Raw genomic sequence first — 25,152 nt, 5'->3', positions numbered from 1 at the left:
CCTTCGCGTTTGACGCGGATGCGGAAGTGCGGCTCGCCGACTCGATCGGACAGGCTGTGTTTTGCGGCGACCAAAGGCGTGTTTTCCTTGACGATTCGGACGGTCTTTTCGCTCAGCATGTCGTTGATTTCCACAGGGAATTGGGGCAGGAAGCTGCGAATCTCTAAACCTACACCAAAGGGTATATGGTGGAGGGTTCACGTCAACGTGTAGGTTGTTGTCCAGCCAAATTTCATGGTAGAAGGCGTCCAGGGTTTCACCCGCGTCCATGCGGACGCCCCGCAATTTCCCATGTGCGGCGCCACCGACGACGATTTGCAGCCGGCGTTGCGGAAAAACGTCACAAAGAAAACCGAGCAGGAGAGGTGCTTCCCCAGACCGCGGAATCGGCGCGTTGAGCCCGGACCGGTGTTGCCCAAGCGGAAAGCCATCGACCGCCACCCCTCGACGAGTGAGCCAGATGAAACGGCCTATCACCGGCTACCATCTCGACGACGAAGGCCATTGGGTTGCCCAGCTCGCGTGCGGCCACAACCAGCACGTTCGCCACGACCCGCCGTGGATGCACCGAACGTGGGTCACGACTGAAGGCGGCAGACGATCACACATCGGCGATGAACTCAACTGCAAGAAGTGCGACGAAGGCGCCCCGCCCGACGAACGTCCCTGACAGCCAACGCTGTGAAGCATTTTTTAGCGGTAGGGCGCGAGCCCTCCGGTGTTTCGGGAACGATGAGGGACCGGAGGGCTTGCGCCCTGCCGCTCGTTTTTGACCAACGAAGGCCACGAGGTCACGATTGCTGAAAATGGGCAAGTCGCACTGGACTTGTTAACCGACCCGACCGCCTTTGACTTGATCCTGATGGACGTCCAGGTGCCGGTGCTGGACGGCTTGAAGACGACAGCTCCATTGCGTCAGCGGGAAGCAGCGAAGGGATGGCCTCGCTGGCCGGTGATGGCGTTAACCGGCAACGCGATGCTCGAAGAGCAGGACGCCTGCCTTGCCGCCGGCATGGACGGCTGCATGACCAAGCCGATTACCATGAGCGAACTACAAGGGTTGGTCGCGAAAACGCCGAGTCGACAAACTCTGGCTGCCGACGCTTAAACGGCCTGTCGATTTCATCGATCTTCCAAATTCAACGCGATCACGTCAGGTGCGTCGCGTTTGCGAGACGATGCCACTCGCGCAGTTTGTCGGGGGCTCCGTTGGAGTTATCATGATGCCTTGCCCGAGGGCAATCACGACCAGGCTCGGTGAGTGGCCCACCGGCCGTCGCATCTTCCTTCCACGACAACCACGCCGCCATGATTCGACGCACCTGTTTTCTAACTATCCTGCTTTCTTGCTGGCTGGGTGCCATTGAGCAAACCCGCGGCGGAGACGCGATCATCGATGCCGCCGCGTTTGCGACGCTGCAGCAGGCCGCCGACGCGATTCCGCAATCCGGGGGCGTGCTGAAAATTCCGCCCGGGACGTATGAACTCAGTGAACCGCTTCACATCAAAACCGGAGACACTCGCATCGAGGGTTCCGGGACGGCGACCCATCTGGTCAACAAGAACGAGGAGGGGAAACCGGCGATCTTGATCGAACATCCGGATTGGGTCGGGAAAAAAGTCCCTTCTGCAGATCGGCTGTGGCGGGTCAACCTGGCCAATTTTCGGGTGACCGGAAACGAACACAGCGGTGCCGGAATCGAGGCCCGTTACATCGAAGAGATTTTGGTGCAGGGTGTCAGCAGCAGTTATCACGGCGGCGACGGATTGCGGTTGCACTTCTGTTACGAGGACCCGCGCGTCAGCGATTGTCTGTTTACCTACAACAAACGTTGCGGTGTGTCGATCGAAGGTTGCCACGACATCATCGTCTCGGCCAATCAATTCGAAGAGAACCAAGACGGTTTGCATTGCATCGATTCATTCAATTTGACGATGAGCGGCAACAACCTGGACGACCATCTCGGGGACGGAGTCGTGATTGAAAACACCTACGGTTCCGTCGTCGCCAGCAACATGATCGAAGAGTGCCAGGGTTGGGCAATCGTACTGGACCGAGATTGTTACGGAATCACCCTGTCCGCCAACGTGATCGCGCACGAGTTCACCGGCGGAATCGATTTGCGTGACGCACACGGGTGCGCGATCTCGGCCAACACCTTCACCATTGTCAAACAGGTGGGCGTGGCGGTTCGCAAGGAATCCGGCAGCATCACGATCAGCGCCAACAATTTCAGCGACACTTGGGTCGGCAACGATGAGAACGGCAAGCCGCTCAGGAAACGCGATCCCGTGCCCAGCAAGACGGAACCAAACCCGAACGAAGCGGCGGGCATTCTGTTGGAGGACTGCACGGCCGTGGTAATTTCCGGCAACCTGTTCTCTGGGCTGGCCGGCGAAGCGGTGCGGCAGGAAGGGGATTGCACCAAAGTTCTCGTTCACGGCAACGGATTGCAAGAACTGGAAACGAACTGAGTTTGCCTGCAGCAGGGGGATGGGATTTTGGCGGTGCAAATTGGGAGGCAGCGGTGGATCATCGACGGCGGAAAGCCCTCCCCTCGCTCGACCCTCCTGCCAGGCCTGTTGATTTGATCGCGACCGAAACAATGGTGAGCCGATGGCGCCAGCCACGGGCCTCCAAGGGAAACGCCGTCACCACTAAGCCCGCGGCTAGCGTCCCATGCCACTTACTTTGGCGTCAAACGGGGGCTTTTGTTAGCGGCAGGGCGCGAGCCCTCCGGTCTTTCAAGGTCAAACCGGACGGCTCGCGGCCTGTCGGTTTAGTGTATCCACAAAACGAGGGGAGGTGGCTTAGTAGGCATCGTCACGATGTTTGCTATTCTTGGCGGATCGTCGTCGCGATTCACTTCTCACGCAGGGAGGCTTGCCCAGTGAGCCAGAGACAACCCAAGACCAGCTATTGGCAGGAAGCTCCTACACCACGCGGGCAACTGGTCCTCATTCCCACCGCCCTGGAGGAACTCATCCCTCAGGATCATCCCGTTCGCTTGGTCGACGAGATTCTCGATCAGATGGACTGGACTGATTGGGAGGCGGCCTACAACGGCGGATTCGGTCAGCCGCCGATCCATCCCAGCGTAATGGCAAAGATCCTGCTGTTTGCCATGATTCGGCGAATCCGATCCAGCCGGAACATTGAATACGAACTCAAGCATTCGATCGATTTTATCTGGCTTAGCAGCGGTCGCCGCATCGATCACAGCACGATCAGCGACTTCCGCCGAAACAATAGTGATGCAGTCAAAGGCATCTTCAAACAAATGGTCAAGCTGGCGATCAACCTGGGGATCGCCAATCTCTCGGAACTGTGCATCGACGGCACACGCATCCTGGCTGACGCCAACAAATACAAGACTTGGACGGCCAAACGATTAGCCAAAGCACTCGAAGAACTTGACGCGCAAATTGATGAGGCCCTGGAAACCTTCGAAGTCAACGACGCATGCGACGAAGATCTCATCGGCCAGGACGTTTCGGCGGACCGCCTCCCCGCCGCCGTCGCCAACTTGAAGTCACGCCGCTCACAACTGGCCGCTCATCTGGAGACGGTCAATGCGATGGACGAAGTCCGCAGGAAAAATGGGACGAAGGGCCCCGCCCAGTTACCCAAGACTGACACGGACAGTCGCATTCTTCCCAATAAGGAGGGTGGTTACGCAGCCAACTTTACTCCGATGGCGACGACCGAAACGCAGAGCGGCCTGATCGTTGCGGCGGACGTCTTGATCGGCAACGTCGAACACCACGAATTTGCCACCATCGTCGACTGTGTGGCCAACGACTTTGGAATTGACATTAAGCGAGTCATGGCTGACTCGGCTTACACGACGGGCAAAAACCTCACTGCGGCTGAGGAAAAACAGATCGAACTGATTGGCCCGCTTGCCGAAACCAATCGCGAGAACAACCCTGCCGAGCGTTCGGATTTGACTGAGCCCGTTGCCGCCGATCAGATTGATCAGTTGCCGGTTAATCCACAAACCAAACGATTTGACAAAGCAGCGTTTGTGTACGACGAAGCGAACGACTGCTATTACTGCCCGGCAGGCAAAGTGCTTTCACATCGGACGACCGAGAACACGACGCATGGCGACGGCTCTCCGGTGCAGCGAAAGGTTTACACCTGTTTTGAATGCGAGGGCTGCACGCTGGCTGGGCGTTGTCGCAAGAACGTGAAGCCAAAAGACGAGGCAAGCAGCAGCGAGGCATCGTCCCAGGAGTCCAGCGAAGCGACCTCGTCGGACAAGCGAGCGGGCAAGCGACGTGGTCGCAAGCCTGGCCCGCCACGTGGTCGCGAGACGATGCATGATGAGCATGAAGGAGCGCGACGTCGGCAGCGTGCGCGAATGGAAACGCCTGCAGCCAAAGAGGCTTACTCTCGTCGTCAGCATTTCGGTGAAACGCCTTTCGCCGTGATCAAGAGCACGCTTGATATGCGGCGATTCCTGCTTCGAGGTATCGCAGGTGTGAATCAAGAATGGCGCTGGGCGGCGACCGGATTCAATCTGAAGAAAATCATGAGTTACTTGGCGAAGCTGCGCGCCGCCGCGGCGACACAATCGCTCGGAACAGCAAACTAGGGGAGATAGGGGGCATTTCGAACGAAATCCGCCACAAGCGAACGCCACGATCCCGTCAACACGCTTACCAACGACTCTGGATGCCCCGCATAGCACCATAAAAGCCTCGTCCGGAACCAAAATCGAATCAACCGTCCCCAGGAACTAAATCGACAGGCCGCTCGCGCCGTTCCGCTACCTCCCTCAGTGCCAAAGTAAGTTGCATTGGGCTAGCGCCGTCGGCTCACTAAATCGACAGGCTGTCACGCCACCGCCATCCACTCTGTCGGCCCTCCGGGCCTGAAGGACTTCGCCTATCCGGCAAAATGCGATACATCGAAAACGTGAGAGTCAGCAAACTTGAAACTTGAAACCCTCATCAATCACGGGATGTTTCAGCGTCCGGCGGGTGTCGCGTCAATTTGATTGGGGCAACGTTCCAGCGACGTCGGATCCAGTTGATCGATTTGAAAACGGGGGGGAAGCCGGCCAGTTTTTTTTCCAGATGATGCTTGCCGGGAAAGTTGAGCATCAAGATGCCGACCAGAATGGTCAATAGTCCCTGCCCGGGAAGGACCAGCATCAGCAGCCCCGCGAAAATCAGGATCCCACCGATCAGGTTCTTGGCCAGCAATCCCGTCCAACGCAAGACGGGATGCCGATCGGCAAAAAGCGTTCGTGGCCGGTGGTCACCGACGAAGTAGTCCGCGGGGATTTTTAAAACCAGCCACGGTGCAATCAGCAAGCAGCCGAAGAATAGCACGGCAGAGACCGAGGCGATCCAGGCCATCGCAACCTTGTGATCCTGCAGGAAGGCAATCAAGCTGAACCGTTCTGGCATGCGGGGGAAAGAACGCCGCGGGTGATGACCGTTCCCGGGGCGGGGAAATCGTATTGATCGGGGATTCGATGGACGCTGTCAATCCTTGGTGTTTTCATGAGCGACAACCGAGACGATGCCAAGAAACTAGCCGGATCGGCGAACGGCATTTTTGGGATCCCATTCGGACTTTTCCAAATTTTTGCCTCGTCGTGATCGATCTGCGGAACATTTTGTGATAACACAGATCGATCAGGTACGTGATTGCCCCCCTCAACCAGCCCCGGAGCGAGTGATGAGAACTCTTTTTTTGATGGTATTGATTTGTGTGGTGAGCCCGACAGTGCAGGCCCAGGATGAGGCGCCGACTCCCTCGAAGGAGCACGCTTACTTGGCGAAAATTGCCGGCACACGAAGCGGCACGATGAAAGTTTGGCCGCAGGGGCCTACCAGCGACGCGATGGAATTCCCGTTCAGCGAAACCAACACCGTGGTTCTCGGTGGCAACTGGGTGGAAACCGAATTTCAGGCGGGGCCATACAAAGGACATGGGATGAATGGGTACGATCCCCTCAAGAAAAAATACATTGGAACGTGGGCGAACAACATGTCGCCCTATCTGGCGGTGATGGAGGGAACGTACGATGAAGCGAAGCACGAATTGACGATGTTCTTCGATGACATCGACCCGCAAACCAACAAGCCGGAAAAGATGAAGTCTGTTATCTCGGATGCTCCTGGCGAGCCCTCGACGATGACGATGTACAAGAAGGATGACCAGACGAATGATTGGGTGAAGTCCTTCGTCTTGACCTACGAAATGAAGCAGAAATGACAAGCCGATGGTCGACTGGAACGGGATGCCGACAATAGCGTGAATGGATTACATCGAGACCCGAGGGTGGTGTTCCAATCGGCGGATCGCGCCGAGTGCATGGAACTGCGATTCGTGCTCGAGGCCGCGGGAATAGCGGCCCGAGTGGAGGTACAGCACGGGCAATGGTTGCTGATCGTCGGGGCTGGGGATCTGGCCGAGGCGGAAGCGGAACTGGACGCGTACCGCCGTGAAAACGAGTCGCGGTCCACGGCAGCGATCCCGGTGGCGCCGGTCTATGACGGCGCGACCGCGGGAGTGATCGCGTATGCGGCGTTGGTCACGCTGATCGCCCTGGCGACGCTGCCTTGGGGGTTGGGGCTGGATCTTTTCACGCCGGGTGAAATGCAGGCCGGGAAGGTGCTGGCGGGAGACGGATGGCGGACGGTGACGGCGCTGACCCTGCACGTCGACGAGGGACACGTTGCGTCGAACCTGCTGTTCGGGATCCTGTTCGGAATCCTCGCCGGCCGTGCCGTCGGTGGCGGCATCGCCTGGCTCACGATCGTGTCGGCGGGAGCCCTTGGCAATCTGCTCAACGCGCTCGTCCAGCAACCCGAACACACTTCGGTGGGCGCTTCGACCGCCGTCTTCGCCGCGCTCGGATTGCTGGTGGCCAATGCCTTGCGGCCGAGAGTGTCCAGCCACGAAAGTTTGCTGCGTCGCTGGCGACCGTTGGTCGGCGGCCTGATGCTACTCGGCTTGGTCGGCGTCGGGGGCGAGCGGACCGATGTCACCGCTCACGTGACCGGTTTCCTATCCGGATTGCTGATCGGTGCCATCAGCAGTCGCCTGCCGACGCACTGGCTGGCCGACGAAAAAGTCCAATGGTTGGCCGGAGTGGCCACGATCGTGATCGTGTCGATCGCCTGGGTCATCGCACTGTCAGATTGAGCAGCAAAGGATTTTGAAGTGGCAGATCGATCCGGGGCAGAATGATGTTCCGGCCGCTACGCAAGATGCGCCGAGACCGCCGTCTGGTGACGGCAGCTACGCAAGATGAGCCGGTCATCGACCTTTCGTCGCTAAGGGCTTGGATCCCACTCCGTGAGAAGTCGATCCACCACCCCTTCGTGTCCGAGGCTATCTTGCTCAGCTTCGGCACGGACAGTCGATTCCGTTTCCCAAAACTCGGCCCGCGCCGATGGCGACGTGTGATCGCTGCCGAACGTTTGAGACGACATCACATCGGAATTGCCGCTCGGCGGATGGACGGTTGCGGGCGTCGTCTCCTGGATGAAGGGAGCCCCATCATAAATGAGTATGATGTTGGGAGTTTGAATCGGACCGGTCGTGACGCAAAAGCAGATGAGGGGATAGCGCGAACCGGAGTTATGACGCCCATTCCACTCTCCCGAGAGCGGGATCCATTCGCCGTAGTGACTCGGCTGGCCGTACTGGACGTAGTGGTCAGCGGCTCCACCGGAAAATGAACCTTTCAAGTGAAACAAGGACGCATCGGGCTGGTACAACCCGATCTTGTCGATTCCCGTTTTGTACCAATCGCCGACCAGGGGCTGCCAATCGGAATTCGCAGGGCCGAAGGTGAAATAGTGGTCAGCGGCGCCACCGGAGAGATCGTTCTTGAGATGGAATTGAGAGCCGTCTTGCTGGAACAATCCGACGGTATCGATGGCATCGCCGTTCCAATCGCCGGCGAGTGGTTTCCAGCCCGTTTCACCACTGGGTCCGAAGGAAAAAAAGTGGTCCGCCGCACCGCCGCGCAACGAATCAATCAAATGAAAGCGTGACTCGCCCGGCTGATAAAGACCCACGGTGTCCACGCCGTCACCATCCCAATCGCCCGAAAGCGGGATCCAACCCGCCTTGCCGGCTGGGCCGAAGGCGAAGACGTGATCCGCATCCCCTGGGGCGACCGAGTTCTTCAAATGGAACTCTCCGGTCCGGCTGTGATACAAACCGATGGTATCGAACCCATCGCCATCCCAATCACCCGTGACGGGCAACCAGTCGTTAGAACGGCCGGGGCCGAATGTCGTCGAGCGATCAATGCTATCGTCATATTTGGACCCCTTCAATTCGAAAGTCGACCAGATCTGGTTGAACAGTCCGATCGAATCTTCCGACCCGTCCGATCCGACGTCCCCGCTGATCATGAAAGAGGTCAGCGGTTCACTGGAATCGTTTGATCCGATCGTGACCGTCCCGCGTTTCGCCCCGACTTGATTGGTCAACATTTCGATCTTCAGCGATAAAAAATGACCGGGGCGAACGATCTGGGTCACATTGGCACCCGGCCACGCGGATCCCTCATGCACCACGCGGAATCCATCGGGCACTTCGACATCGCCGAGCACCAGATCGCTGTCGCCGGAATTGTAGATCTCAAATCCCCGGACCGGGCGATCGTCTCCACGTTCCATCCAACCAAAATACATGCCCGTCGGCGCAGCGGAATCGCCGGCCGCTCCCACATCTCGGCCTCTAAACGCCACAAGGATTTCCGGCTCGGCCGCCGTCGCGACCGGCAGGCTTTCCGCCTCGAAATCATTCGCGACAAAAAAATCGGTTTCCGGCACAGCCTGCGACAGCTCGCTGACCGGCAGGATCGATGCCGCCAGCAACGCTCGTCTTTCGAGTGACTCGACACCTAATTTGCGACAGGGATTGCTGATCAACAGATTGTTCTTGGGAATTCATGAATGCGATTCAGTACGAACACGCGACTCTGGCGTGCACCTTCCCCGGACGGCCGAGAGTATGGACAAAACCATCGTCTGTGACCGGCGTCCCTCGCGATGCTGCCGGGGGGGCACATGCTAATCAAGACACCCCGGTCAGTCTATTCGCGGACGAACAGATTCACCACTTCTTCAAATGGACGGCTAGTGCTCCGCCGCTCCTTAGGTTTCGGGTAGGCGGTCGTGGATGAGGCGACGAGTCGTTGCCAAGAAGACGACTGCAGAGGACTCGTCGCCTCGTCCACTACCTGGTTGCGGAAACGAGGACTCGTCGCCTCGTCCACTACCCGGTTGCGGAAACGAGGACTCGTCGCCTCGTCCACTACCTGATTGCGGAAACGAGGACTCGTCGCCTCGTCTATTACCTGGTTGCGGAAAGGGGGACTCGTCGCCTTGTCCACTACCCTGCCCCTTTTCCGCTCTCGGATGGCAGCGCGAACCCACGGATTTTTTGCACCCTGTCATCCGTGGGTTCGCGCTGCTATCCGTGGGTGTTCTTTTCGATGGATAGCCCAATAAGATTGCTGGAGTGCTTCGTCAAAATTAAATATGCCAGAGCACTAGCGGTATCACGTGCGATCAGCGTTTCGAGCGGAATCGATGCCGGCCCTGCTTGGCGGCTTGATGTGTTTGGACGGTGTCTTGCTCGATCCCCGGATCGGCTTGTTCGGCGAGCCAGCGATCGAGTTCTCCGCTGAGCTTGGATTGGATCGCCGCGACACTCGCGCTGCCGGCCAGATTATTCATCTCGTACGGATCATCCTGCAGATCGAACAGTTCTTCCGTCGGGCGCAGTTGGTAGCGTTGAATCAATCGCAACGCTTTGGGATTATCAAACGACTCGAAGACCCAAGTCTGCCAATAGTGATTGTTCAGTTTTCCGTTGCCCTTGACCCCCATCAAGTGCTTTTCGATGTACAGGTTTTGGTTCTGCAGGTTTCGGATGTAGTGGTATCGCCCGTCGCTGATCGAACGGATCGGATACGGCGGGCCTTCCGGGACGTTGTTGTGAACGCCATAGACGTATTGGCGGTGTTGATCGGAACGGCCGTGCAGGACCTCCGCAAAGCTCTTGCCGTCGAATTGTTTGGCATCGTGTTCCAAACCGGCGAGGTCCATCAACGTCGGCAAGACATCTGCGTATTGCACCAAGGCGTCGGTCCGCCGACCGGCTGCGACGACGCCCGGCAATCTCGCGATCAGCGCGGTGTGGACACCGGTGTTGTAGTTGGTCCACTTGTTGCCGGGATATTGCGACCCTTGTTCGGATGAGAACAGCACCAGCGTCTCGTCCGCTTTGCCACTCGCTTCAAGAGTGTCGAGCAACTCGCCGACTTGGGAGTCCATGTACGTGATCTCGGCCAAGTAGGCGCCGAACGCCCGTCGCGTTTCCGGCGTGTCGGCAATGTTCGGTGGCAGTTTCAGCGACTTGGGAGGATACGCACTGGCGTCGCCCATCACCCACGGCACATGGGGTTCGACCAAGGCGACGACCAAACAAAACGGATCCTCGCTTCGCGACATGAATTCGGCCGCGGGATCGATCTGGTGCGGCTGCGTCGGGTCGCGGACACAGTTTTTGTCGAAGCCACCGACAGGTTCAAAAGGAAACGCCTGCTGGGGCAGCACGTGCACCTTGCCGGCCAAGCCGACGCGATACCCCGCCGAGGCTAAGTGATGCGGCATGCTTTCGATGTCGCTGTGGCTGGAGGAGTGGTTCCAGGCACAGCCGTTTCCCATCGGGTACAACCCCGAATAAAGCTCCGCGCGACAGGGTTGGCACATCGCTTCGGACAGAAACGCGCGGTTGAACGTCAGGCCTTCGCTGGCCAGACGATCCAGGTTCGGCGTCTTGGCGTTCTGTCCACCGTACAACGGCAGATCGTTGTAGGTGCAGTCGTCGGCCAAGATGATCAACACGTTGGGCGGTGTCGCGTTGACGATGTCCACGACCAGCGTGCAGAGTAAAACGACGAGCGAGAAGAGCATTGAGAGTTTCATGGGATGTCGTCGAGGGGGAAGGTCGGCGTGTAGGGATCAGACGATGATGTCGTGGATCGGTTCGACGTGTTCGACTCCGACGAGTTTTTGATCCAATCCGCCGTAGAAGTACGACAGATGATTCGGATCGAGTCCCAGCTGGTGCAACACGGTCGCGTGCATGTTCTTGACGTGCAGCGGGTTTTCCACGGCGGCCGAACCGAGTTCGTCTGTGGTACCGAAAGACACGCCGCCCTTGATGCCTCCGCCGGCCATCCACATGGTGAAACCGAAGGAGTTGTGATCGCGGCCGGAGCCCTTGGCGTATTCTGCGGTCGGTTGGCGTCCGAATTCGCCGCCCCAGACCACCAGGGTTTCGTCCAGCATGCCACGTTGTTTCAAGTCGGTCAGTAACGCGGCGATGGGAAGATCGGTTCGACCGGCATGACGATTGTGGTTGAGTTCCAGGTCGCCGTGGGCGTCCCAATTGTCATCGTTGTGTGCCCCGCCACTGTAGAGTTGGACGAACCGGACGCCGCGATCGACCAGACGTCGGGCGATCAAGCAGCGGGTACCAAAGTCATTGGTCTCTTCGTGGTCGATCCCGTACATCGACAACGTGCGTTCGTCTTCGGTCGACAGGTCAACCGCTTCGGGCGCGGCCGATTGCATCTTGAAGGCCAGTTCGTAGCTGGCGATCCGCGACGCCAGATCGTCGTTGTCGCTGCGGGGTTCCAGATGACGATGGTTCGCCTGTTGAATCGAATCGATCAATTCGCGTTGCACGGCTTCGGTCATGCCGTCGGGTCGATCCAGGTTCAGAATCGGTGCACCTTTGGTGCGGAAAACGGTTCCGGCGTAGGTCGCCGGCATGTAGCCGCTGCTCCAGTTCTTTGCCCCGCTGATCGGGCCGGCTTTGGGATCGAGCATGACGACATAGCCGGGCAGATTTTCGTTGACCGAACCGAGACCGTAGGTCGCCCAGGACCCGAGCGCGGGGCTGCCGGACAGAATCTTGCCGCTGTTCATCATCAGCATGGCCGAACCGTGGATCGGCGAATCGGCGGTCATCGAATGCAAGAACGCGATGTCGTCGACGTGTTTGGCCACATGGGGGAACAACGTACTGACGTATTTGCCACATTGCCCGTACTGCGAAAATTCCCAGCGTGGTTCAACGATGCGGCCGCCGGTCTTTCGACCGCCGCGGCCGAACGTTTTAACGTCCACGCTCTTACCATCCATACCAACCATCTTGGGTTTGTAATCAAACGTGTCGATGTGGCTCGGGCCGCCATACATGAACAAGAAAATCACACTCTTTGCTTTCGGAGCGAAGTGCGGGAGTTTAGCGGCCAAGGGGTTGGCGTCGCCGACGGAGTCCGCGGCGGAAAGAAAGCCGTCGTGTGAGAGCATCGATGACAACGCCGCAGCGCCGAAGCCGCCACCGGTTTGCCAGAGGAACTCACGACGTGTGCGGCCGCAAAAGTTTCGCTTTTGATTCTTCATTTCACTTCCGTCAGTCTACAAACAAAAATTCGTTCCAATTCATGACGCTCAGGCAATACAACGTTTTGGCCTGCCCGGCGTCGAGATGATGTTTCTTTTGAAGGCTGGCGATCAATCGATCGCCGTCTTCCATTTCCGCTTCGGTCGCCGCACGTGCCAAAACCGCGGCGATGACGCGGCGGACCAGTTCGCGATTATCGATCTCCGCGGCATCGACGCTGTCGGCAAGCTTGCCGGCCTGCTCGGCGGCGAAGTCTCCGTTGAGCAGCGACAGGGCTTGCGCGGGCTGCAACGTCATGAACCGTGCTTCGCAGGTTTGATCCGGATCCGGAAAATCAAAGGCGGACAACATCGGCGTCAACAGCGAGCGTTTGACATAGATATAAACGCTGCGCCGATTCTGATCGCTCTCGCCGGACTTCCCCCAACCGCTGCCCGGTTTGGATTGACCGGCAAGGACTTCGGGTGAAAGCGTCGGGTAGACACTCGGTCCGTAAACCCTAGTGTTCAGCGAACCATTTGCAGCGAGGATCGAATCACGCACCTCTTCGGCACTCAATCGTCGCGGATCAAACCGCCAAAACAGGTCGTTGTCGGGATCAGCGGCCAAGGAGGATTCATTGCCTTGGGACGACATTTGGTAGGCGCGGCTGGACAGAATCAGCCGGTGCATCGACTTGAGACTCCAACCGTCCTTGATGAAGCGATTGGCCAGATAATCTAGCAGTTCGGGGTGAGTCGGTGGCGTGCCGAGTTGGCCGAAGTTATTGCTACTGCGAACGATGCCGCGGCCGAAGTGGAATTGCCAGATTCGATTGACGATCACGCGGGCGGTCAAACGGTTGTCGTCGCTGGCGATCCAGTCGGCCAAGACGCGACGACGCCCGGTGGATTGATCGGTCGCCGATGCGGTCTGGGGCAACTCCGGCGGGCCGTCTTCAAACAAGGTCGGAAACGCGGGCGAGACTTCGTCGCTGGGCGAATGCGGGCTGCCGCGATAGAGCACGTACGTCGGCTCGTCGACTTTGCGGTACATCGCCAAGCCCATCACGCGTTCCCGCTGGGGCAGAGCCTTGAGTTCTTCGGCGTTCTGTTTCAGATGCGATTTCAGTTCCTTGTATCGGTTCCATTGCTCGTCGCTCAGATTGGCCTTCAGTTTTTCGCCCAGCACCCGATTGCGATCACGCTTGGCACCTTCGGTGGCGCGTTGATCGGGGGCGGACATCTTGGCGATCCCGGCCTGTTCGATGTCATGCATCTGCTTCTCGATCGATCGCCGTTGCTGGTCGTTGGCGGCATAACGTGCCCGCAGTTCGTCGGAGCTGACGTCGACCTGGCTGAAGGACGTCAAATCGCCGCGTCGGGCGTAGGGCGTCACGTCCTCGAAGAACGACAGCATGCTGTAGTAGTCTTTCTGCGGGATCGGATCGATCTTGTGGTCGTGGCAACGAGCACAATTCATAGTCAATCCCAAGAACGCTTGGCCGGTCGTCAGGATGATGTCGTCCAGGCCGTCAAAGCGGGCCTGCAATTCATCGGCGGGTTCGTCATCCCAAATCCCCAGACGATAGTAACCCGTCGCCGTCAATGTTTCTTTGGTGACGTCGTCCAGCTCGTCCCCGGCAAGTTGCTCGCGGATGAATTGATCATACGGTTTGTCGTCGTTGAATGACCGGATGACATAATCGCGGAACTTCCACGCGTTGTCTTTGGGGCCGTCGCGTTCGAACGAATTGGTTTCCGCAAAGCGAACCAGATCCAGCCAATGGCGTCCCCAGCGTTCGCCGTAGTGCGGTGAATCGAGCAGGCGTTCGGTCACCCGTTTAAATGCGTCGGGCGACGCGTCGGCGATGAAGGCGTCCACCTCGGCCTGGGACGGCGGCAACCCCGTCAGGTCGTAATAGACGCGCCGGATCAATTCACGTTTGTCCGCCCGAGCGTTGGGTTTCAAACCGGCATCGGCTAGCGAATCGTAGAGGAAGGCATCGATCGGATGAGCTTGCCAATCGGCCGACGCCACCGTCGGCGGCGTTGGATTGGATAGCGGTTCAAACGCCCAATGATTTTGCCACGCGGCGCCTTCGGCGATCCACTCGCGGAGCAATGCCGCTTCTTCCTCGGTGACCGGATCGCCCTCCGGCGGCATCCGTTCGAACTCATCGTCGGTCGTGATCCGCTCGATCAACAAGCTCGCGTCCAAGTCACCCGGCACGATCGCAAAGCTGCCCGACTCGGTCTCCGCCAACGCGGCGTCGCGACTGGTGAACTGCAAACCGCTTTCGGCCACATCCGGTCCGTGACAGGCGTAACATTTTTTTGCCAGGATCGGTTGGATTTGTTTTTGAAAGTCGATTTCCGTGGTGGCGGCGAAGGTCGCTTGCCCCCACAGGCAGATCAAGGCGGCGGCGATCAGAATGCTTTTTTTCAAGACGGGCTCTGAATGGGGCATCATGGTGGTGTTGCCGGAGGCGGGGCATTAGGCTAGCAGTCGAACGGTTCGAAGCGTGCGGCGGGAGGCGGGTGGCGCGTAACAGCCGCTCGTTTGTTTCCAGCACGATTCGTCCGGGCAAAACGAGCCGCAAACAAACACGCTCGGTTCAGGTGGGCTGTTCAGTTTACCATTGTGCCCCAAGCCCCCGCCCGATTCCAATGAGAATTGGTTCAAAACGGCTGAGCATTGTTCCCACGGTCTTCCCCGTCGGGGAACTGCCGTGACTGGTGCCATCGCGACGCACCGCGTCACCTACGGGAACTGTTTACAGCAGCAGTCCTGCGACCGCCCCCGTCATGCAGCAGGCCAGCAGCCCCCCGAACATGGCCCGCAACCCGAGTCGAGCCAGGTCTTGCTTTCGCGACGGTTCTAGGCCGCCGATGCCGCCCACTTGAATCCCGATCGCGCCGAAGTTGCTGAATCCGGCCAACGCGTAGGTCAAAATGACGGCCGTCCGCTGCGAGATCGCCGGTTCGCTCGACCGCATCATCTCACCCAGCGATTGGTACGCGATGAATTCGTTGGCGACCGTTTTTAGCCCGATCAACCGGCCCGCTTCGACGCACTCGGCCGCCGGAATTCCCAACAACCAGGCGATCGGCCAACAGGCATAACCGAGGATCACGCCTAGGCTGATCAACGGTGTGCCCGTCAGATCGACCCAGCCGAGTTGCTCACACCCGAGCCCCAGCAGCACGTCGATCAGTTTCAAGATCGCCAGAAACGCGATCAGCATCGCGCCGACATTGAGCGCCAACTTCAATCCGTCGCTGGCACCGGCGACCGCTGCGGCGATCACATTGACATGTCCGACGTCGTCGTCGTCAGCCTCCGACGCCCCGCGATTCATCTGCAGCGACGAAGACACTTGGGCACCCTCCGCTTCCGGTTCCATCACTTTGGCGATCAACAAGGCAGCCGGTGCGCTGATCACCGAGGCGGTCAGCAGGTGTGAGATGTCGATTCCCATCCCGGCGTAGGCCCCCAGCAATCCGCCGGTCACGGTCGCAAATCCGCCGGTCATCATTGCATTGAGTTCGCTGCGGGTCATCGTAGCCAAGTACGGACGGACCACCAGTGGCGCTTCGGTGTGGCCGACAAACACATTGGCCGCCGCGGCCAGCGTTTCTGGACCGCTCGTCTTCAACGTGAAACGCATCACCCAGGCCATCGCCCAAACCACCCACTGCATGATGCGGAGGTGATACAGAATGCTCATCAGCGCGGAAAAGAAAATCACCGTGGGCAGCACCCCAAAGGCGAACGTTCCCAACATCGAATCGCCGATCGTCGGAGCCTGGGCGGAAAACAGAAACCCGCTGCCGGCGGTCACCGAGTCCATCACCAACGTGAACGCACCCCCGATGGACTGAAAAAAACGTTGCCCCCACGACGTCCCCAGAACCAAAAAGGCGAGCAGGATTTGCAACGCCAGCCCGCCGATCACGATTCGAATCGGAAAACGCTTGCGATCACTACTGATCAGCCACGCGATGCCGACGAAGACCACCAGTCCCAGCACGCAGATGAGTCGTTCCATGATCCGGGCTAGCCGTTTTGAGGGGTATCAAAAATTCGGTCGCCCGCATCGCCGAGTCCCGGCACGATAAAGGAACGTTCATTCAATTCGGGGTCGATCGCCGCGACGAATAATTTGACATCGGGAAAGTCACGTCCGACGCGATCGATCCCGGGCTGCGACGCGATCAGACTGAGCACTCGAATTTCATCGACGCCCCAGCGTTGCAGTCGCCGGATCACCAAGTCGATGCTGCCACCGGTCGCCAGCATCGGATCGACGACCATCGCGATGTTGGGCGCGTTTTCGTGAGGCAGCTTGTCGTAGTATCCGACCGGTTCGGCCGTCTCCTCGTTGCGATACAGCCCCAAGTGCCAGACCGATGCGTCGGGCAACAGTTCCAGGATCGGGTCGACCATCCCCAGCCCGGCGCGCAAGATCGGAACGATGCCCACGTGGACCGACAGTTCGTATCCCGTCGTCTCGCAAATCGGCGTGGTAATCTTTCTCGGCCGCGTCGCCAGATCGACAGTTGCCGAGACCCCCAGGATCATCGACAGGCGATTGACCGCCGCACGGAATTCACTCGGCGGAGTCGCCGCGTCACGAATTCTGCACAGATGATGGTCGATCAGTGGATGTTCTACACGATGGACTAGACTCACCGATTGCGTCTCCCGAAGCTGAATGGTCTGGCGGCCCGCAACGGTAGTGTAGCCGAATCGCTAACGGCCTTTCATCCGGTGGGGTTGATCGCTGCGACGCGACGGAGAATGGACCTTCAAACTCGGCAGCGATTCTTTGTCGATCACCAAGGTTGCAGCGGCCTCTTCGTCGTCAACCTGAGATGAACCGCCGTCGGGGCCGCCATCGTCGGGTTGCACCAGCGCCAACTCTTCCAACGGCTCCGCTCCACTTGCACCGCGAGAACCGACACGCGGTCGGAAGAGTTTTCCCAACGGGCCGGCCAACAGCGCCGGAAGCAAAATCAAGTCGCCGACCAGAGCGGCAACCAACAGCAACAACATCAGCGTTCCGAAACGCTGCGTCGGCGTGAACGTCGACAAGGCAAAGACAAACAAACCCAGTCCACCGACGATGGTCGTTTGCGTCATCGCCGGACCGACACGACGGTAGGTCAATTCCACCGCCTTGATGCGATCGTAGCCACGATCCAAATACGACCGGAACCAGCTGAGGAAGTGGATCGTGTCGTCGACCGCCACGCCCATCGCGACCGATGCGGTCATCATGGTGCCGATATCGACCAGGCGGCCGAAGTGGCCCATCAGTCCAAACACCAGCAGAACCGGGAACATGTTGGGGATCATCGAGACGATTCCCGCACCCAGACCTGATCCCAAGTTGACGGGGCCTAACATTCGCAACGGTGTACGGGCCGGGTTGAGCAAGATGATCATCACGACGGAGATCAACACAAACGCCAGCGCGATGGATTCCACCAGGCTACCCAGCAGGGTCCGCTGTGCCTTGTAAACGACCGGAACCACTCCCGTGTAAACGACCTGCATCGATCCGGCGCCGGTCACTTCGGGGATGCCGTCGCCGACCAAGTCATGGCTGATCGGTTTGGTGAAGATCGCTTGTGCGTCGATCAAGGTCTTGGCGCTCACCAACGCCGCTTCGGGCGCCGGTTGGTCACCGACCCAGACCAGCACGTCTGCTTTGCCGATGACTTTGTTCCAGAGATCGCCGCCGATTTCGATCGGGTTTTCTGCTGACTGGTGGTCCACCCAAATCGGTTCGCGCAGTCGTTCGCCGCGGAGCAATTCTTCCAGAATCGACAAATAAATCGATCGGGTTCGAATGCGGTCTTCACTGGCGAGATCGACGTCATCGCTCAGATCAACCAGTTCCGTTTCCGCCAACGGGCTCGGGCGAGCGGCTCCCATCATGACGATGACCGGCTGTTTGCCTTGGCCCGACTGTGACGCCGCCGCGATTTGTTTCAGCAATTCGTCACGCATGTCGTAAGCGCGGAGCACCGGTTCGACCGAGACACGCAGCGTCTTGATGAACTCTCCGTAGTCGACGTCGGCCAGTGCACCGACACGAAGACTGATCCGCCACAGTTCGCTGCCCGCGTACGGGCCGCTCTTTTCCAGCCGAACGTAATCGTTGGCCAGCAACTCCTCGCGGCCTTCGTTCAGCTCCGTGATGTATTGAGACCGAACCGGATTCCAGCTGTTGGTCACGCCGGGCAAGGGTTTCAGAAACGTGTTGACCGCGGTTGTCGAACCGACGATATCCAGCCCTGGTTCGCCGAGTGTCCGACGAACGACCTCGTTGATCCGGGCGACCGCTTCGACCCGTTCCAGAACGTTCAGCGGCAACGCCGATTCCGGCGTCGCGGATTCTAACGGACCGTCATGTCGCGCCGCGGGAGATGCCTTCGCGAGGGTTTCTAATTGCATCGACGGCGGGACACGCAGCACCAATTCCATCGGGACCAGTTTTCCAAAGTTGCTCTCCAACCACGCGTAATCGCGAATGATTCTGGCGTTCTCGTCGAACAGCTTCAGCAATTGAACGGACGTTTTGATTTTGGAAAGCCCCAGCCCGGCGGCGACCAATGCGATCAAGCACACGCTGGTCACCAACAGGTGTCGTCGACAGATCCACGCACCGGCGGCAGCCCAGCGGTCCGAGAGCCACGATTCTTTTTCGTCACCACGCGTCGGTACAGGCGATTCCGGTTCGGCGTGCGATTCGGTGATAAAGATTTGCAGCGCCGCGGGCAGGTAGGAAAACAAAATCGCGAGTGTGGCGATCACGCCGATCGCGGAGTACAGCCCGAAATTGCTGATCGGTGCCAAATTGCTGGTGTACAGCGACCCGAGTCCGATCGCCGTGGTCAGCGCCGCGAGGGAACAAGGGAAAATCGCGTGCTGCAGGGCACGGCCGGCCGCACCGCCACGTCCGCGTTGACGCACTTCGTCGCGGTAGTAATTGATCACGTGGATCGCGCCGGAAAGTCCCAGCACGTAGACCAGCGACGGCATGCTCATCAAGATCGCATCCACACTGCCGTTGGTCCAACCGACCACCGCCATGCTGAGCATCGCCGCAGAGCCGCCGACGACGAACACCATCAGTGTGATCTTGACGCTGGCGAAACAGAGGTAGGACAGCAACGCGCCGACCAGGATGCTGTAACCGACCAGACGCACCAACGTCACCGTGCCCTCTTCGTCGATCGCGATGTTGTCGACTGGTGGGCCACCGAGTCGCAGCGGGGGAGCCCCGGCGATCGATTCGACTTCGGTACGGTTGAACGGCGGCGGAGCCATCGAGGGTGGCGCCGCGGGTTGAACCCCTGAGTCATTCGCCAATTCCAACAGCCGGCCACGTGGGGCGCCCATCACGCCGCGCCCGAGTGCGTACGCCAAGTTGTCTTGGGCGATGTCGGTCAGCGTGATCAGCAAGCAGGTCTGGCGCGGTGGTGGCTCGACCCCGGCGGCATCATAGACGGCATACCAAGCGTTGGTTTGTGTCTCGGTACTCGCGGTCGCCAATCGCTCGCGGTCACCGTCTAAGTTTTCGTCGGCAAACGTGCTGAGCGCGTTCTGAACCAGATCGTCAAAGTTTTCGGGGATGGCAGAGCGTCGATCGCTCGGGACGGCCGCGCGAAACTCTTCCGCCGTCCAGTCAAAGTCTTGTGGGACCGCCGGGGCGAACAGCGAACCGGTCAGTCGTTCCATGGCGCGTCGGCGGGCCACGATCGGACGCCGTGACTGATCGGTGAAGTCAACCGGCCACAGCAATCCGCCTTCTTTGGACAATTCATTGACCAGCGACACACCGGTCTCGACCGAGCGGAACATCGGGGCGCACAGCAGCGAGGGGTCGTTGTGGAATGGGTTGGCACGCTCGTCGTCTTGGGAGCCGAACGCGGCGACGAAGGTCCCCTGCAATTCGTGCGTGCCCATGGATTGCTTGATGTTGCGGATCAGTGCCGCCGGCCCGTTCGATTTTCCTTCCCAGCGATGCAGGTGCCCATTGGGTTTGATGTAGTACCACTTGCCGTCGGCGGTTGCGAACCACTTTTCGTTCTCACCGCCCCAATTGTCGAGCGTGCGAGAGGCGGGCAGCAATCCGAGGCGGATGCCGTATTCCTTGGCTGATCGATAGTCCTCGGCCAGCTTGGGGTCTGCGATTCCGGCACCCGGATCGGTTTTGCTGGATTCATGCCGCAGCTTGGATTCGAGTAATTTCAATCGCTGGTCGTCTTCGGTACAGCCCGGCCACGTGGCGATGACGAAGCTTTCGCCGGCGAAATGGTCGGCAAACCATTCCAGTTCCGCGGTCTCGACGAAATCCGACGGAAGCCAGTCCTTGATATCGTTTTCCTTCTTATTCAGGCTCAACCGCGCCGCGCGAAACGCGAACGGCATCAAGAAGAAGAAGCCGAAAAGCACAACCAGTGCGAAGGAAACTCCGAAGAGAGTCCGGCGCTCCAGCAATGGCCGCTCCGTCGGGCCGTTGTCTTGCTGGGGGTTTGGCATGGGGGGTGGGTTTCCGATGATGTTGGTGTTGGGGGGCGGAGTTCCGGCGGGGCGGCGTTTGGTGCCCCGTCACTGTCGCCTAAAGAATCAACCGAAAAAATAGCCGCTTCGGCCTCTGGGGTCTACTTCAAAGCGGCCTCAGAATGCACCTCCTACACGATCCGGGTGGCCGGTGGTTCGGGTCGGCGAAGCTTTTCCGGCTGGCGATCGGCGAAGCTCCGCCAATTAACGGTCGATCTTTTCCAGCTTGATGGCGTCGAAGTCGGCTTTCCCGGTGGCCCCAAACAGGCCGACGCGGAGAATGGCTTCACGGGTCTTGATCGGCACCCGAATCAGCCGGCTGTGGCTTCTCCAGTCGCGTGTGCCGCGAAACGGCCCCAAGTAAAACGTGCCCAAATCGCTTCTTTGTTCGTCATACAGCGAGATCGCAATCATCGGCATCGCGTCAGACCCCGGCCCCTTTTGGATGCCTTCGGTGCGGACCTGTCCGCTCAGTCGGATCTGTGACACCTCGCGTCCATCGATCGCGATCCCCTGCAACAGGTGCGAATTGCGGCCGGGCGTTTCGTTGCGAAAACTGGCGTAACGTTTGCCTTGGGGGGCGGGGTCGCCGGACGTCGATTCGGTCTGGGTGACTTGCCGACCGTAGTACCAGCCGGGGACGAATTCCAACAACGTCGCTTCGTCACCGGTCGCCGCGACTTCAAAGTCGCCATTGAGGGCGACCGGGTTGGCCGGATCGGGAAGCGTCTGTCGGTTTTCTTCCGCTTCGCCCGTCATCGGCACGAACAGCGTCGGACGCAGCGCTTCGCGGATCAATTTGCCATCGGACTTGATCAATCGATACAGCGTTTGCTGGTAGCGTTCACCGACCGGGATGATCATCACGCCGCCTTCGCGCAGTTGGTCCACCAATGGCGTCGGGACGGACTCGGGGCTACAGGTGACGATGATCTTGTCGAACGGTGCGGCATCGGGCCAACCCAAAAAACCGTCCCCGATGCGGGTGGAGACGTTTCCGTAATCCAGTCGGGCCAGCGTTTCGGCGGCCCGTTCACCGAGTTCACGTACGATCTCGATCGTGTAAACATGATCGACCAGCGGGCTCAAGACGGCCGCCTGGTAGCCGCTGCCTGTCCCGATCTCCAACACCTTGTCCGTCGATTCCGGATCCAACGCTTCGGTCATCGACGCGACGATAAAGGGGCTGCTGATCGTTTGCGAATGTCCGATCGGAAGCGCCATGTCAAAGTACGCCCGCGGCCATTGGCTGCGGGGCACAAATTCATGACGCGGCGTGCGGCGAATCGCATCGAGCACACGCGTGTCGGTGACCCCGGCCGTCGCCACACGCTCGTCGACCAACCGATCACGTGCCGCTTGAAAGCGGTCGGCCGCCGACGCAGTGATGGCCCAGGCGAGGATCATTCCGATTGCAAATTGTGATTTCATTGCGAATTCTTGGCACAGAAGGAGTTAGCGGAACGGCGCGAGCCGTCCGGTTTGAGGTTGAAAGACCGGAGGGCTCGCGCCCTGCCGCTAACAAAAGCTTGGCATTGAAGGAGGAAGCGGAACGGCGCGAGCCGTCCGGTTTGAGGTTGAGAGACCGGAGGGCTCGCGCCCTGCCGCTAACAAAAGTTTGGCATTGAAGGAGGAAGCGGAACGGCGCGAGCCGTCCGGTTTGACGTTGAAAGACCGGAGGGCTCGCGCCCTGCCGCTAACAAAAGCCCCCCGCGCGTCACGTTCCTTTCACCGCTCGGGTTGCCATGAAGGTGGCGATTCGGTCGGACAGCGCATCGTCGCCTCCCCAACCGTCCTCCATTATATCTGTCAGCATGAACCCGGCGTCGAGTTGTCCGCCCAGCAAATCGGTCAAGGAATGTCCGAAATCGATCGGGCGTTCCGGTCCGATGGTTTGATCGAGTTCCTCGGGCGGCAAGTCGAGATCGCTGTAGGGAATTTTGAATCGCACTTTTAACTTGCCGCGATCGCGTTTGACCGCATCGAACAGGAAATTCACCGGCTGGATCACTCCGCTGATCAGCACCCCACCGGGTTTCAACACCCGCGCCGCCTCCTTCCAAACCGGCCGCACGTTGGGGACGAAGTTGACCGAACAGGGATTGATCACCAGGTCAAACTGTTCGGCCGCCAGCGGGGCCAGATCTGCCATGTCGGCCTGAATCGTCTCGATCGCCAGGTCATGTTCGCGGGCCAGTCGCTGATCGATCGCCAGTTGGCCGGCGCTAAAATCGACCACCGTCACGTGCGCCCCGGCGGCGGCCAACACGGGGCCTTGGTGCCCGCCCCCCGCAGCCAAGGCCAGGATCGATCGGTCTCGCACGTCCCCGATCCACGAGGCGGGGATCGGTTTGGTCGCCGTCAACCGGATCGAAAAATCGCCGCGACGGGCCGCATCGATCTGGTCAGCCGTTGCCGGGGTGAACCACTTTCGTCGGCTGGTCGCGATCTTGTCCCAGGCCTCGCGATTGAAATGCGTTGCGTCCAAGAAAAAGCCCCTGCGATGCCATGAATTCGAAATTCGATTTTCCGTTTGGCGTTTCAATCTAATAGAATAAATGTCCCCCCGTCGGCGGAATCGAGCTTTCCGAAGCTGATCTTTCCTCGATTCTCCCCCTCCCCGACCCTCCCAATCCGTCATTGGATTCGTCATGTTAAATCTGACCGCTCGCGGAACCTCGCACACGTGCAACGGCACGCCCCGACGCGACTTCCTGCAAATCGGAACCTTGGGTGCCCTCGGACTCGGGTTGCCACAATTCCTTGCCGCCGCCGAGCGTGGCGTGGTTGATCCCCACAAGGACAATCGCTCCTGCATCATGATTTTCAATCTCGGTGCGCCCAGCCAGTTGGACACCTTCGACATGAAACCGGAGGCGCCGGCCGAGGTGCGCGGACCGTTCAAAGCGATCTCGACCAAGGGCGATTTCCAGCTCTCGGAAATCTTGCCGCGCCACGCCGAGATCGCCGACAAGTTCTCGATCATTCGGTCCTGTTATCACACCGCGGCGGCTGTGCACGACGCCGGCTGGCAGATGCTTCAAACCGGTCGCCAATTCACCGGCGGCGTGAATTACCCGCACGCCGGTGCCGTGTTGCAATACATGCGCGGACGCCGCAGCGATCTACCGGCCCATGTCGTTTTGCCCGAAACCATGGGACGCGGCGGCGGCAACTTGCCCAACGGCCAAGCCGGCGGGTTCTTGGGCAAGACCTACGATCCATTCGCATTGATGGCCGATCCCAGCAAAGAGAATTTTAAAGTCCCCGACTTGTTGCCGCCGCCGACATTGGGCGATGTCCGGATCGATCGTCGGCGACGGATGCGGGCGGCGATCGAAGGCCGAATGAACGAACTCGAATCCACCGAGTCGGCCAAGATGCTGGACAAGAATTTCGAAGCCGCCTATCGCTTGATGAACAGCACGCAAGCTCGCGAAGCCTTTGATTTGACCAAGGAACCAACCAAGGTCCGTGAGCGTTACGGGATGAACCGCTTCGGACAATGTTGCCTCTTGTCGCGACGATTGATCGAGGCGGGTGTTCGGTTTGTCACCATCAACACCTTCCTGACTGTGTTCAACGAAGTCACCTGGGACATCCACGGCAGCAAGCCGTTCACCACCATCGAAGGGATGAAGAACATCGTCGCACCGATGTACGACCAAGGCTACTCGGCGTTGCTGAGTGACCTGGACGAACGGGGCATGTTGGACGACACGTTGGTTTGCGGCTTGGCCGAATTCGGACGAACGCCCAAGGTCAATCCCGCCGGCGGCAGGGATCATTGGCCGCAATGTTTTTCCACCACGTTTGCCGGCGGCGGCGTGCAAGGCGGGCGAGCGATCGGTGCGAGCGACCCGATCGGTGCAGTCCCCGCCGACCGACCGACGCAACCGGGCGAGCTGATCGCCACGGTCTTTCATTCCCTGGGGTTGGACTTGCACGCCGAAATCCCCGGCCCCGGCGGACGCCCGTTCCCGTTGGTCGATTTCGGCATGCGCGAAGTCAAAGAACTGTTCGCGTAGCGGATCCCGTGGCGTAAGCTTCCAGCTTGCGGTTTCGCTGGATCGCAAGCTGGAAGCTTACGCCACTGTCTGTGTTGAATTCCTTTGCCCTTGATTCCATCT

At 59.3% G+C, this 25,152-nt stretch carries 17 protein-coding genes; 7 read left to right on the top strand and 10 right to left on the bottom strand.

From position 1 onward, the window contains the following. Positions 1-460 precede the first annotated feature (460 nt). From TBK1r_RS24845 to TBK1r_RS24830, 4 genes are all read left to right on the top strand, one after another. The gene (locus TBK1r_RS24845; protein WP_145216994.1) at positions 461-670 is read left to right on the top strand and encodes a DUF3565 domain-containing protein; all 210 of its coding nucleotides are present in this window, start codon (positions 461-463) and stop codon (positions 668-670) included. 99 nt (positions 671-769) lie between these two features. Continuing rightward, positions 770-1,108, top strand: coding sequence for a response regulator (locus tag TBK1r_RS24840; RefSeq protein ID WP_145216990.1), 339 nt, complete (start codon positions 770-772; stop codon positions 1,106-1,108). A 200-nt stretch (positions 1,109-1,308) separates the two neighbouring features. Then, positions 1,309-2,475, top strand: coding sequence for a right-handed parallel beta-helix repeat-containing protein (locus TBK1r_RS24835; RefSeq protein ID WP_145216987.1), 1,167 nt, complete (start codon positions 1,309-1,311; stop codon positions 2,473-2,475). Between the two features lie 416 nt (positions 2,476-2,891). After that, positions 2,892-4,601: an IS1182 family transposase gene (locus TBK1r_RS24830; RefSeq protein WP_419580133.1), complete on the top strand. Its 1,710-nt coding sequence runs from the start codon at positions 2,892-2,894 to the stop codon at positions 4,599-4,601. Positions 4,602-4,959: 358 nt separating this feature from the next. Here TBK1r_RS24830 and TBK1r_RS24825 read toward each other — a convergent pair whose 3' ends face one another. Next, positions 4,960-5,421: a PGPGW domain-containing protein gene (locus TBK1r_RS24825; RefSeq protein WP_145216981.1), complete on the bottom strand. Its 462-nt coding sequence runs from the start codon at positions 5,419-5,421 to the stop codon at positions 4,960-4,962. Positions 5,422-5,635: 214 nt separating this feature from the next. Here TBK1r_RS24825 and TBK1r_RS24820 point away from each other — a divergent pair, with 214 nt between their 5' ends. After that, on the top strand, positions 5,636-6,235 hold the full coding sequence (locus TBK1r_RS24820; protein WP_145216979.1) for a DUF1579 family protein: 600 nt from the start codon (positions 5,636-5,638) through the stop codon (positions 6,233-6,235). A 39-nt stretch (positions 6,236-6,274) separates the two neighbouring features. Continuing rightward, positions 6,275-7,168: a rhomboid family intramembrane serine protease gene (locus TBK1r_RS24815; RefSeq protein WP_419580361.1), complete on the top strand. Its 894-nt coding sequence runs from the start codon at positions 6,275-6,277 to the stop codon at positions 7,166-7,168. A 131-nt stretch (positions 7,169-7,299) separates the two neighbouring features. Here TBK1r_RS24815 and TBK1r_RS24810 read toward each other — a convergent pair whose 3' ends face one another. The 9 genes from TBK1r_RS24810 to TBK1r_RS24770 all read right to left on the bottom strand — a co-directional run bounded on the left by TBK1r_RS24810 (position 7,300) and on the right by TBK1r_RS24770 (position 23,510). Beyond that, positions 7,300-8,913, bottom strand: a complete 1,614-nt coding sequence (locus tag TBK1r_RS24810) for a hypothetical protein (protein ID WP_145216976.1) — start codon at positions 8,911-8,913, stop codon at positions 7,300-7,302. Positions 8,914-9,555: 642 nt separating this feature from the next. Continuing rightward, positions 9,556-10,977 (bottom strand): sulfatase family protein, encoded by a 1,422-nt coding sequence (locus tag TBK1r_RS24805; protein WP_145216973.1) that lies wholly within the window; start codon positions 10,975-10,977, stop codon positions 9,556-9,558. 36 nt (positions 10,978-11,013) lie between these two features. Beyond that, the gene (locus TBK1r_RS24800; protein ID WP_145216970.1) at positions 11,014-12,465 is read right to left on the bottom strand and encodes a DUF1501 domain-containing protein; all 1,452 of its coding nucleotides are present in this window, start codon (positions 12,463-12,465) and stop codon (positions 11,014-11,016) included. A 10-nt stretch (positions 12,466-12,475) separates the two neighbouring features. Further along, positions 12,476-14,917, bottom strand: coding sequence for a PSD1 and planctomycete cytochrome C domain-containing protein (locus TBK1r_RS24795; RefSeq protein WP_145216967.1), 2,442 nt, complete (start codon positions 14,915-14,917; stop codon positions 12,476-12,478). A 304-nt stretch (positions 14,918-15,221) separates the two neighbouring features. Next, positions 15,222-16,496, bottom strand: coding sequence for a NupC/NupG family nucleoside CNT transporter (locus tag TBK1r_RS24790; RefSeq protein ID WP_145216961.1), 1,275 nt, complete (start codon positions 16,494-16,496; stop codon positions 15,222-15,224). Between the two features lie 8 nt (positions 16,497-16,504). Then, positions 16,505-17,140, bottom strand: coding sequence for a uracil phosphoribosyltransferase (gene upp / locus TBK1r_RS24785; RefSeq protein WP_095738359.1), 636 nt, complete (start codon positions 17,138-17,140; stop codon positions 16,505-16,507). 60 nt (positions 17,141-17,200) lie between these two features. Beyond that, on the bottom strand, positions 17,201-21,001 hold the full coding sequence (locus TBK1r_RS24780; RefSeq protein ID WP_145216958.1) for an efflux RND transporter permease subunit: 3,801 nt from the start codon (positions 20,999-21,001) through the stop codon (positions 17,201-17,203). A 225-nt stretch (positions 21,002-21,226) separates the two neighbouring features. Then, on the bottom strand, positions 21,227-22,453 hold the full coding sequence (locus tag TBK1r_RS24775; RefSeq protein WP_145216954.1) for a protein-L-isoaspartate(D-aspartate) O-methyltransferase: 1,227 nt from the start codon (positions 22,451-22,453) through the stop codon (positions 21,227-21,229). 286 nt (positions 22,454-22,739) lie between these two features. Then, a complete protein-coding gene (locus TBK1r_RS24770; protein ID WP_419580360.1) occupies positions 22,740-23,510 on the bottom strand; it encodes a class I SAM-dependent methyltransferase in 771 nt (256 codons plus the stop codon). A gap of 163 nt (positions 23,511-23,673) precedes the next feature. Between TBK1r_RS24770 and TBK1r_RS24765 the strand changes: the two genes are divergently transcribed. Continuing rightward, on the top strand, positions 23,674-25,050 hold the full coding sequence (locus TBK1r_RS24765) for a DUF1501 domain-containing protein (RefSeq protein ID WP_145216948.1): 1,377 nt from the start codon (positions 23,674-23,676) through the stop codon (positions 25,048-25,050). Positions 25,051-25,152 lie beyond the last annotated feature (102 nt).

The organism is Stieleria magnilauensis (assembly GCA_007753675.1).
GTDB classification, from domain to species: domain Bacteria; phylum Planctomycetota; class Planctomycetia; order Pirellulales; family Pirellulaceae; genus Stieleria; species Stieleria magnilauensis.
Note: the sequence above shows the minus strand (reverse complement) of the source record. Positions and strands in the feature narration are given on the sequence as shown.